The sequence below is a fragment of the Aeromonas sp. INTO2 genome, assembly GCF_049860605.1.
Taxonomy (GTDB): Bacteria; Pseudomonadota; Gammaproteobacteria; order Enterobacterales; family Aeromonadaceae; genus Aeromonas; species Aeromonas caviae.
The window spans coordinates 1202323-1218370 of the sequence record NZ_CP187588.1 but is presented as its reverse complement, the minus strand read 5'-3'; the positions used below and the strand labels follow the sequence as shown (position 1 = coordinate 1218370).

The following is a 16048-nucleotide window of genomic DNA, read 5'->3' as shown; positions in this document are numbered from 1 at the left end:
ATCAGGATGAACATCACCATGAAAAAGACGCTGGTCTGCACCGCCCTGCTCGGCACGCTTGGCGGCCTCTCCCAGGCGCACGCCGCCGATGCCAAGAACGTCATCCTCTTTATCGGTGACGGCATGGGTCCCACCGTGCTCACCGCCACCCGCCTGTTCAAGGTGGGGGAAGAGGGGGATCTCGAGATGATGAAACTGCCCCAGAGCGCGCGCATCAAGACCTTCTCCCACGATGCCCAGACCACGGACTCCGCCCCCTCCATGGCGGCCTACACCACCGGCGTCAAGATGAACAACGAGGTGATCGCCATGAGCAGCGACACCAGGGCCGTGGCACCGTCCAAGGATGCCAACGGCAACAAGGGCATCAACAACTGCACCAGCGACAACGGAAGCCCGGTGCCCACCATTCTCGAGCTGGCCAAGGCAGCCGGCAAGTCGGTGGGAGCCGTCACGACCACGGAGCTCACCCATGCCACCCCGGCGGCGACCTATTCCCATATCTGCCACCGGGATGCGGCCTACGCCATCGCCGAGCAGGCGGTACCGGGCGGCGCCGGCTTCAACCAGGCGCTGGGGGATGGGGTCGATGTGCTGATGGGGGGCGGCGCCAACCACTGGACGCCCTACAGCGCCAGCAACAAGGGCGGCCGGGCCGACGGCCGGGATCTCACCGCCGAGCTGACCGCCCGGGGCTACCGCTATGTCACCACCAAGGATGAGCTCTCTGCCGTCAACTCGGGCAAGGTGCTGGGACTGTTCAGCACCAAGTCCCACCTCGACTACGAACTGGACCGCGTCGCCAAGGGGGCGGCCAGTACCCAGCCGTCCCTCTCCGAGATGACCGCCAAGGCGATCGATCTGCTCAGCCAGAACAGCCAGGGCTACTTCCTGATGGTGGAGGGGGGACGTATCGACCACGCCCTGCATGCCACCAACGCCAAGCGATCCCTGACCGATGCGGTGGCGCTGGACGAGGCGGTCAAGACGGCCCTCGGCAAAGTGGATTTGAGCGATACCCTGATCGTGGTCACCGCCGACCACGACCACACCATGACCATCAACGGCTATTCAGCCAAGGGCAACAAGGTGCTGGATCTGGTCAAGAACGCCGATGGCTCGACCCAGAACGACGCGGACGGCAAGCCGTTCACTACCCTGGTATTCGGCAACGGCCCCAACCGCCAGGACCAGCGTCCCACCCTCACCAGCGATGAGGTGATGGCGGATGACTACCTGCAGGAGACCGGGGTCAAGCTCGGCTCCGAGACTCACGGCGGCGGAGATGTGATGCTGTTCGCGGGCGGCGCAGGCAGCAGCCAGTTCAAGGGCACCCTCGACAACACCCGGGTGTTCGGCAAGCTCAGGGAGGCCCTCGGCCTGTGATAAAGGGGCCCGGCACCTCGCCGGGCACCTTTTCCGTCGAGCGAGAGACGATGATGAAATATCTGCTTTCTTTATGGCTGCTGGGCAGCGCCCTCTCCTTCCCCCTCCTGGCCGACGAGGTGCCCGATCTGGCCGCCCGCATCCGCTACGTGGACAGGGTGACCGGCAGCGACGGCATCACCCGGGAGAGCCAGTGGCAGGAGAAGTGGCTGCGGGTCGGTGACCAGGTGTGGAGCCAGCGGCTCATTCCCGTTCCCCTGGCCCGTGCCTATCACGCCACCCATGATGCCCGCCCCGGCCACAAACACTTCACTCACCAGATGGCGGCACGCTGGGTCACCCGCAGCGAGGGAGACGCACTCCAGTTGCGCTACGCCGATGCCTGGCACAACCAGCTGGTGGAGGTACCGCAGGAGGAGTACGGCCAGGTGGCCTTCAAACCGGAGTGGGCGCGGATCCGCCACCTCATCAACCCTTCCCTGTTAGAGGGAATGACACCACTGGATGAGGCCGCCCCCGACCAGGCGAACTGGTATGAGACCCGCGAAGGTCGCCAGCGTACCCGCATCCTCTGGTCGAGCCGCTGGCAGTTGCCCCTGGTGGTGGAGTCGGCAAGCCTCGACGGTTATCGCAGCTACCGGATGGAGGTGACGCTCAAGCCGCTGCCAAAGACCCTCCCCTGGCAGCAACTGGCAGGGTACCAGACCCTGGATCTGCGGGATTTCTTCGACTGATCCCCCCAGGCTGCAATCGCCTGGCTGACATGACGTAACGGGATGTTACACTCTCTGTACTCATCCCGGACCCGAACATCCATGCGCCTTGTTACTCTGCTTCTGCAGCTCTCCCCTCTGATCGTCTGCGCCTTTTCGGCCCGTGCCGTGGTCGTCGTGGCCGCGGACATTCCCCCCTATGTGATCCGCGCCCAGCAGGGTGCGCCGAGCGGCATGGCCATCGAGGTGCTGGAGGAGGCTGCCCGCCGCCTCGGGGAACCGCTCGAGATCGAGTTGATGCCGCTGGCTCGCGCCCTCAGCCAGGCCAGCCACCGCCCGGATGTCCTGTTGTTGCCCCCGGCCCGAAATCCCCAGCGCGAACCACTGTTTCTCTGGATTGCCCCCCTGCTGGAGGAGGCCTTCGTGCTGGTCAGCCATCGCCGTCACCATCCAGAGCCGCTCTCCATGAAGACGCTGCCTGGCCTCACCGTTGGCGTGATGCGTGGCTCCCATAGCCAGAGCCTGATCCAGCCGCTGACAGGGGTGACCCAGGAGCTGGTCACCGAGGAGGTCAGCAACGCCAGCAAGCTGGCGCGCGGCCGCATCCAGGCCTGGGCGGTGGCCTGGAACACCGCCCGTTACAACCAGCAGCGGGCGGGTCTGCCGCTCCCGGATCTGGTGCGGGGCGAGACCTTGCAGCAGAGCACCCTCTACCTGGCCGCCAGTCCCCGCTTCTCCCGCAGCGAGGCGCTGCGCTGGCGCCGGGTCATTCAGGAAATGAGGGAGGATGGCAGTCTCGCGCGCATCCTGCACCAGTACGATTACCAGGCTCCCTGATGAGACAGTCAGTCCAATTGCCAAACCACCCCAGAATGGTTATGGTATCTCCATGAAAGCAATCATGATTTTTTCCAGTACGCTCACACCCCGCTGAGCCCCCGCCCTCGCCCCGCTGCGCGAGTCGCTCGGGGGCATCGCTTTTGCTGTCTGCTTTTTACCCTTGCACCGTTTTTTGTCGACCAGTCTGCCCGTCATCCTGGTCCCTTCAGTCATTGATAAGGAAATACCCTATGAAACAGCCTCATCTCGTCATCTCCAGCCTGGATCTGGATCGCATCGAACAGCTGCTTGGCAACCACCCCCAGCACCTTGCCCTGCAAGAGGAGCTGGATCGCGCCGAGATCCGCGAACCCGCCGACATGCCGCCGGACGTGGTGACCATGAACAGCACGGTGCGCTTCAAGATGCAAAACAGCGGCAACGACTTCTGCCTGACGCTGGTCTATCCGAAGGATGTGCAGGGGGACGAATCGAAGATCTCCGTGCTGGCGCCAGTGGGCAGCGCCCTGCTGGGGCTCAAGGTGGGTGACAGCATCGCCTGGCCGGGGCCGGCCGGTCGCACCATCCAGGTGGAGATCCTGGAAGTGGTCTATCAGCCGGAACGCGCGGGGGAGTTGCACCGCTGACAGGCTGCCAGGCTGCCATTCAGATCTGATGCGACCAGGTGGCTGACTCGGTATGCCTTTGTCCGGTCGGAGCTAAGGGCCACCGGCCGGGCATGACCTGACGGGGGATCAGGCCCCCTGACAGATCCGGTTCTTGCCCTCCCGCTTGGCCTGATAGAGAGCGCGATCTGCCTGGCTGAACAGGGTGTCAAAGTGCCATTCGCGGGCGCTGGGCGCCCACCCCAGGCTGGCCGTCACCCGGACCCCCTTCAGCCCCAGCGTTTCTATCCCCTGGCGGATCTGCTCGCAGCGCGCCTGCTGGGCCAGGGGGTCCCGCTCGGGCAACAGCAACACAAACTCTTCCCCGCCGAAGCGGCTGGCCACCAGATCCCGCTGGCCGGCAAGATAGCGACCCACCGCCTCCAGCACCCTGTCCCCGGTCTCGTGACCGTGGCGATCATTGATCTGCTGAAGTCGTCGAGATCCAGCACCACCAGCGCCCCCAGCCTTGCCATCGTCACGCAGTGATCCATGAAGCCGCGCCGGTTCAGGAGGCCGGTCAGGGGATCCTGGCTGGCCTGTCGACGCAGGGCCAGGGCCCGGTACTGGGTACAGAGCAGCAGCACCCCGAAGGTCGACAGATAGTTGCCCATCAGCATGGAGAGGAAGGGGAGCACATTGACCGCATGCTGATCCATCAGGACCCGCACCTCGCCGCCGAGCAGGGCCCCCATGCGCACCAGATTGAAACCGTAGAGCAGGATGTTGACCACGGTGAACACCAGCACAGCAGGCAGATAGTCAGGGTAGCCATGGCGCCATATGAGCCAGACAATCACCGCCCCCACCATCATGTAGCTCAGGCAGGCCAGCAGCACCCGGGGGGCCATCTTGTCGTTGAAGATGACACTCCAGCAGAGGATCAGCAGGTAGACCAGCATGAAGAGGGTGAATGCCCGCCAGTTTGGCGGCTCCCCGAAGAAGCGCTGGATGGCGAGTGGCATCAGGGCGAGGCAGAAGGTGATGAGCAGGTTGGCCAGCCAGATCCCCGCGATATGGGGGGCAAATGCCTGCATGAAGAAGAGCGATTGCGCCGCCAGGGCACAGAGGCTGGACCACCACCAGAGCCCGAGACCGGGTATTTCCCTGTGGGTCCACCAGATGATGGAGAGGGTGATGAATCCCAGGCTGTAGCCCCCAAGGGCCATCAACATCAGGGTAAATACGTCCAGATTGAGCAGAATTGAGGCGTCCATTCCCGAACCTTCCAATGGGGATGGCTGAGTATATGGGAAGCCCATGACAAGACACAGAGGGAGCCTATGGGCCGGGCAAAAATATTTGCCCGACTCGCACGCCCCATTCCTCGTGAAGCGGGCCGGACAACGCCCTGTCTGTGCCCGGATTTTCCACCGAGACGGCCGCCGGATATTTTGCACTTGAACCGGCGCCATTAGATAGATATGTTGTTTTCATGTGGTTTTATGAGTCACCACGAGGGATAAAAGTCTCCATAACTTATTGAGTCTTCTGGCACAAACAGGTTTTGGTACATTTTTCATCCAACGAACCATTCATAGAATCTCATATGGGGCTTTTGCCCCGACCAAGACAATAATCCTGTCTTGCCTGCTGCCGGATGCAGCAGTCTCTTGTGCTATGGAGTCGCACGGGAGCAGGTTCAAGGCCGACCACATTTACGACAGAGACGTCATTTATGATCAAAAAACTCATTCTCTCTACCCTGCTGCTGTGCGGGCTGGCCAACGCCGCGCCCACTTCCACCCTGGATGCCGTGCTGGAGCGCGGTGTGCTGCGGGTCGGCTTCGATGCCGGCTATCAACCCTTCGAGATGACCAACAAGCAGGGCCAGTACATCGGCTTTGACGTGGATCTCGCCAAGATGGTCGCCAAGGAGATGGGCGTGAAGGTGGAGTTCGTCAACACCGCCTGGGACGGCATCATCCCCGCGCTCTTGACCGACAAGTTCGACGTCATCATGGGCGGCATGACCGTCACTCCCCAGCGCAACCTGCGCGTGAACTTTGCCGATCCCTACATCGTCGTCGGCCAGACCATCGTGCTTCGCAAAGACAAGGCGGGCGAAATCAAATCCTTCCAGGACCTCAACGATCCCAAATACAAGATCGCGGTCAAACTCGGCACCACCGGCGAGCAAGCGGTCAAGCGCATGATCCCCAAGGCCACCCTGCTGCAGTTTGAAACCCAGGATGACGCCAAGCTGGAAGTGATCAACGGCAAGGTGGATGCCTTCGTCTACGACCTGCCCTACAACGCCATTTTCGCGTCCCAGAACCAGGGCGCCGTGGTGCACCTCGACAAGCCGTTCACCTTCGAGCCGCTGGCCTGGGCCATCCGCAAGGGAGATCAGGACACCCTCAACTGGTTCAACAACTACCTGCGCCAGATCAAGGGCGACGGCAGCTATGACCGTCTCTACAAGAAGTGGTTTGAATCCACCGCCTGGCTGAACCAGCTCAAATAACCTCTCAAAGGGGCGGCATGCCGCCCCTTCACGCAGACTCCCCACACGATAACGACAAAAGAGGTTGTGACAGTGATCAACCCCAAACTCACAAGACAGATGGAAAAACAGCCCAATCAGCTGCTCTGGCACGGGCTCTTCCTGCTGCTGGTGCTGGCCGCCATTTTCGGCATCTACAAGGCCGTGCAGGCAGTGGATTACACCTGGCGCTGGGAACGCATTCCCCAGTACATCGCCTATCAGGCAGAACAGAAACACTATGCCGAGTTTGACGGCACTGTGGTCGCAGACAAGGGACAGCTCTTCCTGCAAGACGATCTCGACCCCAGCCGCCGTCAGGCCATCGCCCCCAAGGGCTCCCAGCTGGCTGAAGGGGATACCGTCTTCCTCGGCGATACCCTGGATGTGCAACTGAGCTGGACCGCCGGCCCCATCGCCTGGGGCGTCTGGGTCACGGTCAAGCTCTCCCTGGTGGCGGGCATCTTCGCCATCCTGCTTGGCACCCTGGCCGGGCTCGCCCGCCTCTCCCCCAATCCGGCCCTGCGCAACCTGGCCGTGACCTATGTGGAGCTCATCCGTGGCACCCCGTTGCTGGTGCAGATCTTCATCGTCTATTTCTTTATCGGCACCGTGCTGAACCTCGACCGATTCACCGCTGGTGTGGCGGCGCTCGCGGTCTTCACCGGCGCCTACGTGGCGGAAATCGTGCGCGCCGGCATCAGCTCCATTCACAAGGGGCAGATGGAAGCGGGCAGAAGCCTTGGCATGACCTCGGCCCAGACCATGCGGTACGTCATCCTGCCCCAGGCCTTCAAACGGGTGCTGCCACCGCTAGCGGGCCAGTTCATCAACCTCATCAAGGACTCCTCTCTGGTCTCCGTCATCTCCATCACGGATCTCACCAAGGCGGGGCGCGAAGTCGTCAGCTCCACCTTCAGCCCGTTCGAGGTGTGGTTCACCGTGGCTCTGCTCTATCTGGTGCTGACCGGCACTCTCTCCTTCCTGGTGCGTCGTCTGGAGGTGAAATATGCGCGCAGCAACTGATCCCGTTATCAAGGCGCCATCGGTGTCGAAACGTTCTGCCATCACCGGCACTCCCTGCCCCTTCCCGGCGCGTCGTCTGGAGGTGAACTATGCGCGCTGCAACTGATCCCATCATCAAGGCGACCGGTGTAGAGAAGTTCTACGGCACCGAGGTGCACGCCCTGAAAAACGTCAGCACCCAGGTGGCCGAAGGGGAAGTGGTGGTGATCGTGGGGCCGAGCGGCTCGGGCAAGTCGACCTTCCTGCGCACCCTCAACCAGCTGGAGACCATCAACGATGGCAATATCGTGGTCGACGGCATCAGCCTCACCGAACCCGGGGATGTCAACAAGCTGCGGGAAGAGGTGGGCATGGTGTTCCAGTCCTTCAACCTCTTCCCTCACCTGACGGTGCTGGACAACATCACCCTGGCCCCTCAGAAGGTGAGAGGGCTCTCTCGCCAGGAGGCTGAGGAGCGGGCCAAGGCCCTGCTGCTCAAGGTCGGTCTCTCCAACAAGGCCCAGAGCTACCCCTCCCAGCTCTCCGGCGGCCAGCAGCAGCGGGTGGCCATTGCCCGGGCGCTCGCCATGCAGCCGCGCATCATGCTGTTCGACGAGCCCACCAGCGCCCTCGACCCCGAAATGGTGGGAGAGGTGCTGGACGTCATGAAGGGGTTGGCCCGCGAAGGGATGACCATGGTGGTAGTGACTCACGAGATGGGCTTTGCCCGGGAAGTTGCGGACAGGGTGCTCTTCATGGAGAGCGGCGAGCTGCTGGTGGACGAGAAACCCGCCGACTTCTTCGACAATCCCCCCTCCCCGCGCCTGCGCCAGTTCCTGAGCCAGGTACTCTGACGAGCGCACCGATATTGGCAATCCGGTAAAGGGGCAAACCCGGGCTCGATCAACCGCGCAGCGGTGTCATGCAAATCAAGAAGAGGGAGCCCAGGCTCCCTTTTTTGTTCCAGGTGGCTCGCCCCTAGAATCGATACATGCCCGTCAGGCCGACGAAGTGCTGCTCGGGCTGCACCACGGGTGCCAGCAGCCAGCGATCCGTCCCGTAGGCACCGGCGGCGGCCCCCAGCGCATTGGCCCCCGCATCCAGGGCGGAGAAGGGCCCCTGACCACTGGCCCGCTCGATCAGCTCTGCGGCGATGCCGATGCCGGTCGAGATGCCAAAACCAATCCAGCCCCTGTGCTCCCGATAGCCATAGTGATCCGCGATGGCCGTAAAGCCCGCCCCCATGGCCGCACCACCGACAACATGGCTCAACTCGCTGTTGAAACTGTCATTGGCCATCGCACTCGCACTGAGCAGGCCGAGCATGAGACAAACAGGCGTCCCGTTCATTTTCTCTCCCTCCCAAGGTACTGCCGCTTGCGGTAGATGCCGCGCGCGCTCCTTCTTCAGTGTAAACAGGGAGGCAAGGCCGGGCCGCGTCAGACAGGAGGATCACCATCAAATGTTAATGAGTTTTTAACATCATCCGGTATGCTGACATCCAACTGGTCCAACCGGATGGCTCACATGGATGTGCAACTGCTCCTGCTCTACCTCTCGCCTCTCTTTCTGGTCTTCATCGGCTGGGAGATGCTCTACCTGCGAAAACACGGCGCCGCCTATCCCACTGCGGGCTACCAGTGGAAGGATCTCTTCGCCAATGCCACCCTGGCACTGATGCATCAGGGGGGCGATGCCCTGGCCGCCATTGCCATCGCCTATCTCTATGACACCCTCTGGGGCTGGCGACTATTCGATATCGAACTGAACCTCTGGAGCCTCTTGCTGCTCTTTCTGTTGCAGGATCTCTGCTACTGGCTGTTCCACTTCGCGAGCCACCATGTCCGCTGGCTCTGGGCCTCCCACGTGGTGCACCACAGCTCGGAGCGGCTCAACCTCTCCACCGCCTTTCGCCAGAGCCTGATGTACCCGGTCTCCGGCATGTGGCTGTTCTGGATCCCCATGATCCTCATCGGCTTCCCCCCCGAGGCGGTGGTCGCCACCGTGCTCTTGAGCCTGGGTTTTCAGTTCTTCGTCCACACCCAGGTGGTGGGCAAGCTGGGCAAACTTGAATGGATCTTCAACACCCCGTCCCACCACAGGGTGCACCACGCCAGCAATGCCAGATACATCGATCGCAACTTCGCCGGCGTGCTCATCATCTGGGACCGGCTGTTTGGCACCTTCGTGGAAGAAGACTGGGGCGAGCCGTGCCGTTTCGGCATCACCAAGCCAATCCACAGCTTCAACCCCCTCACCCTCACCTTCCACGAGTGGCGCGACATGCTGCAAGAGGCCCGGGGCCTCCCCTGGCGGCAAAAGCTCGCCGTGCTGTTTGGCAAACCGGCGGGCCCCACCAGCGGTTGACCCACCGACCAAGATAAAAAAGAGCGCCCAGGGGCGCTCTTTTTCATGACAGGGACAACCCCCGGGTCAGACGTGAACGAAGGACCAGACGGCGGGGATCAGGCTCAGCAGCGTCACCCCGGCCAGCAGCCGTTCGCGACCGCTGAGCCGCTGTTCGGCGCCGAGCTGGCGACGGCTGTAGAGAAACAGCAGCAGACCCGGCCCGTAGAGCAGAAGCGACAGCAGCAGGTACTCCACCCCGGCGGCGTAGAGCAGCCAGAAACCATAACCGCTCGACACCAGCGCCACCACCTGCATCAGGCCGCGGCCCTGCCCCCCCTTGCCACTGAAGACCAGCTTGAGCAGGAAGAGGCCGATGAGCAGGTAGGGCACCAGGATCATGGAGGTGGAGATGAGCAGCAGGTTGGTGTACCCCTTGCCAAGCAACCACACCAGCAGCAAGCAGCCCTGCACGGTCAGGCTGGTGAGCCAGAGCGAGGCGATGGGGGTGCCGTTGTGGTTCTCGCGCCGGAAGATGGCCGGGAAGGCCCCGTGACGCGCCGCGCTGAACGGCACCTCGGCCGAGAAGAGGGTCCAGCTCACGTAGGAGGCGAGCACCGACACGATGAGGCCGGCGCTGATGAGCAACTTGCCCCAGGAACCCGTCATCTGGGCCATCAATCCCGCCATGGAGGGGTTAGGCAGGGCCGCAAGCTCCGGGCGGCTCAATATTCCGAGCGCCAGCACCGAGATGAGCACATAGAGCAGCAGCGCCAGCACCACACCGAGCACGGTGGCGGTGCCCACGTCCCGCTTGTTTCTCGCCCGGGCCGAGAGCACCGCTGCCCCTTCGATGCCGGTGAAGACCCAGAGGGTGATGAGCATGGTGTTGCGCACCTGCTCGGAGACCGGTACCGCCAGGGTGCTGCCCTCCTGATCCGCCGCAAAGGTGACCGGATCGAACCAGTAGCAGGCGAACAGGATGAACAGCAGCAGCGGCAGGCTCTTGGCCAGGGTCGCCACTAGGTTGAACAGGGCCGCCTGCTGCACGCCGCGGGCCACCAGCAGGTGCACCGCCCAGAGGATGCAGGACTCGCCGACAAAAGCTGCCAATGTGTTGCCCTCGCCAAACCAGACCCGCTCCGGCGTGTCGACGAAGCTGCCCAGCGCCGCGAAGGCGATCACCAGATACCCCACCACGCCGATGGTGGCACAGAGCCAGTATCCCCAGGCGGAGAAGAACCCCACCAGCTCGCCAAAGCCGGCTCGGGCATAGCTGTAGATGCCTCCGTCGAGCTCGGGTTTGAGCCGCGACAGGTAAAGGAAGCTCATGGCCAGCGCCAGTATGCCGACCCCGGTGACGGCCCAGCCGATCAGCACGGCGCGGGCGCCCGCCACATCGGCCATGTTCTGGGGCAGGCTGAAGATGCCGGCCCCCACCATGGAGCTGAACACCAGCGCAGTGAGGGACCAGAGCCCGATCTTGCTCTCTTTCATGGGCGCTCCTTAACGCAGCCGGCTGGCCAGCGCCTCGATGTGTTCCGGGCCGATGCCGCAGCAGCCGCCGATGAGGTTTGCCCCGGCTCTGCGCCAGCGCTCGGCCCAGCCGAGGTAATCCAGCGGCCCCAGATCGCCGCGGATCTCGTCCAGACCGTCATTGGCAGTCGCCTCCTTGGGCTGGGGCGGGAAGGCGTTGGCATAGGCGCCGAGGCGAACGTCGGTGCGCCCCTGAACCTGCAACGCGGCGACGGCCACCTTGAGCGCCCCTTCAATCACCTCGGGCTGGCAGCAGTTGAACAGGATGGCATCCACCCCGGCCGACGCCAACGCGGCCACGGCATCCGCCACCCGCTCGCCGGAGCGCAGGGTGGGCTCGCTGCCCGGCGCCTCATCTTCCAGAGTAAAGGAGACCCAGAACGGCTTGCCGTCCTCGGGCAGCAGGGCCTTGAGGGCCAGGGGTTCGGCGATGAGGCTCATGGTCTCCGCCAGCCAGAGATCCACATGGGGTGACAGGGCCCGGATAAGCGGTGTCGCCAGCTCGCTCACCCGCTCGGCTTGATAGAGGTCCGCACGATAGGAGCCAAAGAGCGGCGGCAAGGAACCGGCCACCTTGACGGCTCCCCCCTGCTCGTCGGCCACGTCTCGGGCCAGTTGCCCGGCCAGAGCTGCAAGTGCCTCCCCTTGGGCGGCAAAGCGCGCCTCGCCGATATGGAAGGGAACCAGGGCATAGCTGTTGGTGGTGATCACCCGGGCACCGCTCGTCGCATAGGCCTGGTGTACCTCGCGCACCGTCTCGGGCGCTTCCATCAACGCCAACGCCGACCACTCCGGTTGACGGAACGGCGCACCACGCCGCGCCAGTTCACGACCCATACCGCCATCGAGTACCCACAAATCCTGCTTGTCCATCTCTGTCTCTCTGCGTCTCCCCGCCATGACGGGTGTTTATTGTGTGAAATCACATTAAGCCATCAAAACATCTAGACGGCTAGAAATCCCAGATATCATGACCCAAAGTAGAACAAGAGGCAATCGGGGGCTACGAACAAATCCGGGCAAGCTCAGGATGATGGCGGCAAAGGGAGGTATCCCCGGCACAGGTATCACCTGGCCAGACACTGAAACGACAAGAGGCCACCCCGGGGGGTGACCTCTTGTGAAACAGGGGATCAAGGCGGGCACAGCCGCCGATAACCAGAGGGACTCAGCGCCCGGCCAGCACCCGCTTGGTCTGCTTGACCCAGTCGGAGACCCGGCCCTGATGGGGATAACCCTGCCAGATTTGCTCCCACTGGGCGGGGCTGAGCGGGCGGCCCAGCCGACGCTGCACCCCGGCATAGAGGTAGTCGTGGGCCGTGGTGCGGGCCTGGGCCGAGGTGAGGAACTTGGCAACAGGGTCGGTGAGACGTACGTCCCGCATGCCGAGCAGCGGATAATCGCTGTGCACCGCCGCCAGCATGGTCTCGCGCATGGCCGATTCGATGTAACCCCGGGCAAACAGGGCGGTGACCGATTCAAGCGACCCTTGATCCGGGCCGTGATACTCCTCGTCGAACACCGGGCTGGGCTCTGCCACGGCGCTTTGCACCACCGCATCGGGATCCTGCTGCGGGACCACCACGGCAGGCTGGGGAGCGACGGGTTTGACAGGCGTCACCGGCTTGCGCGGTGCGCTCTGGCTGCAGGCACCCAGTGCCAGGGTGAGCGCCACACAGGCCAGCGCACGGGAATGAGTCTTCATCTTCATGATTGTTAACGAACTCCTTTAGGATTCCTGAGCGGGCTTCTCATTGCTCGCAGGTTCTACCCGGGTGACCAGCAACTGGTCAATCTTGTAACTGTCGATGTCCACCACTTCGAACTTGTAACCGGCATATTTGACCGAGTCGGTGCGCTTGGGGATCTTGCGCAGCATGTACATGATGAAACCGGCGATGGTCTCGTAGTTCTGGTTTTCCGGGAACTCCTCGATGTCGAAGGCGCGCATCACGTCGGAGATGGGGGTCACCCCGTCCACCAGCCAGGAGTTCTCGTCCCGCTGGACGATCTGCTCTTCCACCACGTGGGTGGCCCACTCCCCCATGACGGTACTCATCAGGTCATTCATGGTGACGATGCCCACCACCAGGGCGTATTCGTTCATCACCACCGCAAAGTCGCCGCGATGGTTCTTGAAGTACTCCATCGCCTCGTAGAGGTTGAGGGTGTCGGGAATGATGATGACGTTCTGCACCAGGGAGCCGCTGTTGAGATCGATGCTCTGGCCGCTGATGACGCGGATCAGCAGCTCCTTGGCATCCACGAACCCCTTGATGCTGTCGAGGTTGTGGTCGCACACCAGGAACTTGTTGTGGGGGTGCTCGGCGATCTTCGCCTTGATGCTCTCTTCCCCCTCTTGCAGGGTGAAGTAGATGAGGCTCTCCCGCGCCGTCATGGCGGAAGTGACACCCAAGGACTGGAGCTCGAACACGTTCTCGATGAGCTGGTGCTCCTCGCGCTGAATGACACCGGCTTCGGCACCTGCATCCATCACCGCATAAATATCGTCGGAGGTGATCTCGTCGTTGCGCACCATGGAGATGCGCATCAGCCGGAACAGGCCGTTGGCCATGCCGTTGAACAGCCACACCAGCGGCATCAGCAAGGTGACGCACAGCATCATGGGACGCACCACCACCACGGCGATCCGCTCGGGCATGGTCATGGCAAGGCGTTTGGGCATCAGGTCCGCTATCAGGATGAACATGCCGGTGACGAAGACGAACGAGGCCGCAGAGCTAATCTGGCCGAGCCAGGGCCCCTGGTAGAAGCCGGCTATCAGCTCCCTGATGGCGGGATTGAGGGCGGATTCCCCCAGGATACCGCCGAGGATGGCAACGGTATTGAGGCCTATCTGCACCACGGTAAAGAAGTTGCCCGGCTGGGCCTGCAATGCCAGCACCTTCTCGGCGTGGCGGTTGCCCTCGTCGGCCATCACCTGCAACTTGATCTTGCGGGAGGCGGCAAGGGAGATCTCGGAGAGTGAGAAGAACACGCTGCCGGCGACCAGCAGCATCAGAAAGAACAAACTATCGGCAAAACTCATGATTAACCTATTGCTACAGCCGCCTTAGCACAAGACGGCAAACTGGGCCCGGGAAACCGGACCGTGACTCCATCCGGGACTCACACAGGGGCCATATTCTAGCAGAAAAGCGCCCGCTGGGTGGCGTTATCTTGAACTGCCGTGCCATGCAATGAAAAAGGCGCTCAAAGCGCCTTTTTATTCAATCAGAGTTGGATTCCCGTCGTGCAGCCGCGACGGGAGCTCCACCCAAGGCGCCCTATCAGCCCTTGCCCAGCAGATCGCTCAGGTCATCGGCCTTGGTGTGACGCACATCCTTGCCCTTGACGTAGTAGACGATGTACTCGCAGATGTGCTGGCAGCGATCGCCGACCCGCTCGATGGCCCGTGCCGCCCACAAGACGTTCAGCACCTGCGGTATAGTGCGCGGATCTTCCATCATGTAGGTCATCAGCTCGCGGATGATGGACTCGTACTCCCGGTCCACCTTGTCATCTTCCTTATAGACCGCCAGGGCGGCATCCAGATCCATGCGGGCGAAAGCGTCGAGCACGTCGTGGAGCATCTTGATGGTGCGACGCCCCATGTTCTCCAGCGACACCAGCGGTGGCTGGGGTTTGTTGGCGTTGTCGGTCAGCATGCGGGCAATCTTGTCCGCCACGTCGCCAATCCGCTCCAGATCCGTGATGGTCTTGATGATGGCCATCACCAGCCGCAGGTCGGACGCGGTGGGCTGACGCTTGGCGATGATGCGGGTGCACTCCTCGTCGATCGCCACTTCCATGGCGTTGACCTTGTGGTCGTTGGCCACGATCTTGCGCGCCGCATCCAGATCCTGGCCATGGATGGCGGCGATGGCGTCGGTGAGTTGCTTCTCCACCAGCCCCCCCATCACCAGTACCTGGTTGCGCACGCTCTCAAGCTCGGCATTGAACTGACCGGAGATGTGTTTGTTGAGGTTCATATTGTCCATACCAGTAATCCTTGTTGCTCCGATTATGCCTTAGCCGTTGAACTGACTGCCAATCTGTTTGTTGATGCCCATCTTGTTCATCTCAATCACCCTTGTTGCACCAACATGCCTTAGCCGTTGAACTGACTGCCAATCTGCTTGTTGATGCTCAACTTGCTCATCTCAATCACCGGCATCCCTTAGCCGTAACGACCGGTAATGTAGTCTTCGGTCTTCTTCTTGGCCGGGGTGGTGAAGATGGTGTTGGTATTCGAGTACTCGATGAGTTCCCCCATGTACATGAACGCGGTCTGATCCGAGACCCGCGCCGCCTGCTGCATGTTGTGGGTCACGATCACCACGGTGAACTGGCTCTTGAGCTCGTTGATGAGCTCCTCGATGGTGAGGGTGGAGATGGGGTCCAGCGCCGAGGTCGGTTCATCGAGCAACAGCACTTCCGGCTCGATGGCGATGGCACGGGCAATCACTAGACGCTGCTGCTGACCGCCGGAGAGACCAAAGGCGTTGTCATGCAGACGATCCTTCACCTCCTCCCATAGGGCGGCACCGCGCAGGGAACGCTCGGCGGCCTCGTCCAGAGTACGGCGGTCATTGATGCCCTGCAGGCGCAGGCCGTAGACCACGTTCTCGTAGATGGACTTGGGGAAGGGGTTGGGGCGCTGGAACACCATGCCCACCTGACGGCGAAGGGCGGAGACATCCACGCTCTTGTCATAGATGTTGTGGCCGTGCAGCTGGATCTCCCCCTCGATGCGGCAGATCTCCACCAGATCGTTCATCCGGTTGATGCAGCGCAGCAAAGTGGACTTGCCGCAACCGGACGGGCCGATGAAGGCGGTGACCTGACCCTTGGGGATCTTCATATTGACGTTGAACAGCGCCTGCTTGTTGCCGTAGTACAGGTTGAGATCCTTCACCTCCAGCGCAGTCTGCTCCGGGGTCAGGTTGAGCAGGTCGGTGGCGGTGTGCGGGGCCGAACTCGGTGTTACGTTGATCATCTGTTTACCTCAAATTCTCTTGGTGGCAGCGGGCAAACGTCTTGCCCGCTGCCGGAATATCTGGTTGGCAGGGAAGGTCCCTGCCCGTCTCTGT

16 protein-coding genes and 1 pseudogene are annotated in these 16048 nt (G+C 62.2%); 9 read left to right on the top strand and 8 right to left on the bottom strand.

Annotated features, from left to right (window positions below; genetic code table 11):
* Nucleotides 1-18 precede the first annotated feature (18 nt).
* The 4 genes from ACPW74_RS05860 to rnk all read left to right on the top strand — a co-directional run bounded on the left by ACPW74_RS05860 (nt 19) and on the right by rnk (nt 3565).
* Complete coding sequence (locus ACPW74_RS05860; RefSeq protein ID WP_174218574.1) at nt 19-1386, top strand: alkaline phosphatase; 1368 nt, start codon at nt 19-21, stop codon at nt 1384-1386.
* A gap of 50 nt (nt 1387-1436) precedes the next feature.
* Nucleotides 1437-2120, top strand: a complete 684-nt coding sequence (locus ACPW74_RS05855) for a hypothetical protein (protein WP_029314749.1) — start codon at nt 1437-1439, stop codon at nt 2118-2120.
* 81 nt (nt 2121-2201) lie between these two features.
* A complete protein-coding gene (locus ACPW74_RS05850; protein WP_425858708.1) occupies nt 2202-2936 on the top strand; it encodes a substrate-binding periplasmic protein in 735 nt (244 codons plus the stop codon).
* 233 nt (nt 2937-3169) lie between these two features.
* A complete protein-coding gene (rnk, locus tag ACPW74_RS05845) occupies nt 3170-3565 on the top strand; it encodes a nucleoside diphosphate kinase regulator (RefSeq protein WP_010675253.1) in 396 nt (131 codons plus the stop codon).
* Between the two features lie 108 nt (nt 3566-3673).
* On the opposite strand, the pseudogene ACPW74_RS05840 reads toward rnk, so the two are convergent.
* A pseudogene (locus ACPW74_RS05840) lies at nt 3674-4800 on the bottom strand (GGDEF domain-containing protein).
* A gap of 461 nt (nt 4801-5261) precedes the next feature.
* On the opposite strand from ACPW74_RS05840, the gene ACPW74_RS05835 reads away from it, so the two are divergent.
* From ACPW74_RS05835 to ACPW74_RS05820, 4 genes are all read left to right on the top strand, one after another.
* Nucleotides 5262-6050 (top strand): transporter substrate-binding domain-containing protein, encoded by a 789-nt coding sequence (locus ACPW74_RS05835; protein WP_010675255.1) that lies wholly within the window; start codon nt 5262-5264, stop codon nt 6048-6050.
* 99 nt (nt 6051-6149) lie between these two features.
* Entirely contained in the window at nt 6150-7094 is a 945-nt protein-coding gene (locus tag ACPW74_RS05830) for an amino acid ABC transporter permease (protein ID WP_199769699.1), read from the top strand.
* Nucleotides 7078-7200, top strand: coding sequence for a hypothetical protein (locus ACPW74_RS05825; RefSeq protein WP_267893444.1), 123 nt, complete (start codon nt 7078-7080; stop codon nt 7198-7200). Before ACPW74_RS05830 ends, ACPW74_RS05825 begins: the two co-directional genes overlap by 17 nt.
* Nucleotides 7184-7927: an amino acid ABC transporter ATP-binding protein gene (locus ACPW74_RS05820; protein ID WP_010675257.1), complete on the top strand. Its 744-nt coding sequence runs from the start codon at nt 7184-7186 to the stop codon at nt 7925-7927. The genes ACPW74_RS05825 and ACPW74_RS05820 overlap by 17 nt, the downstream gene beginning before the upstream one ends.
* Nucleotides 7928-8051: 124 nt before the next feature.
* Here the strand turns inward: ACPW74_RS05820 and ACPW74_RS05815 are convergent, their stop codons facing one another.
* Entirely contained in the window at nt 8052-8423 is a 372-nt protein-coding gene (locus tag ACPW74_RS05815) for a hypothetical protein (protein WP_104454382.1), read from the bottom strand.
* Between the two features lie 177 nt (nt 8424-8600).
* Between ACPW74_RS05815 and ACPW74_RS05810 the strand changes: the two genes are divergently transcribed.
* A complete protein-coding gene (locus ACPW74_RS05810; RefSeq protein WP_199769700.1) occupies nt 8601-9440 on the top strand; it encodes a sterol desaturase family protein in 840 nt (279 codons plus the stop codon).
* A gap of 66 nt (nt 9441-9506) precedes the next feature.
* Here the strand turns inward: ACPW74_RS05810 and ACPW74_RS05805 are convergent, their stop codons facing one another.
* The 6 genes from ACPW74_RS05805 to pstB form a co-directional block, all read right to left on the bottom strand.
* Complete coding sequence (locus ACPW74_RS05805) at nt 9507-10916, bottom strand: basic amino acid/polyamine antiporter (protein ID WP_104454384.1); 1410 nt, start codon at nt 10914-10916, stop codon at nt 9507-9509.
* Between the two features lie 9 nt (nt 10917-10925).
* Nucleotides 10926-11828 carry a homocysteine S-methyltransferase family protein gene (locus ACPW74_RS05800; RefSeq protein WP_069652537.1) on the bottom strand — a complete coding sequence of 301 codons (903 nt, stop codon included), beginning with the start codon at nt 11826-11828 and terminating at the stop codon, nt 10926-10928.
* Nucleotides 11829-12123: 295 nt separating this feature from the next.
* On the bottom strand, nt 12124-12666 hold the full coding sequence (locus ACPW74_RS05795) for a hypothetical protein (RefSeq protein ID WP_425858704.1): 543 nt from the start codon (nt 12664-12666) through the stop codon (nt 12124-12126).
* Nucleotides 12667-12684: 18 nt separating this feature from the next.
* Nucleotides 12685-14004, bottom strand: coding sequence for a hemolysin family protein (locus ACPW74_RS05790; RefSeq protein ID WP_041213150.1), 1320 nt, complete (start codon nt 14002-14004; stop codon nt 12685-12687).
* 241 nt (nt 14005-14245) lie between these two features.
* A complete protein-coding gene (phoU, locus tag ACPW74_RS05785) occupies nt 14246-14956 on the bottom strand; it encodes a phosphate signaling complex protein PhoU (RefSeq protein WP_029314752.1) in 711 nt (236 codons plus the stop codon).
* A gap of 179 nt (nt 14957-15135) precedes the next feature.
* Nucleotides 15136-15954 carry a phosphate ABC transporter ATP-binding protein PstB gene (gene pstB, locus ACPW74_RS05780; RefSeq protein ID WP_010675264.1) on the bottom strand — a complete coding sequence of 273 codons (819 nt, stop codon included), beginning with the start codon at nt 15952-15954 and terminating at the stop codon, nt 15136-15138.
* Nucleotides 15955-16048: the final 94 nt, after the last annotated feature.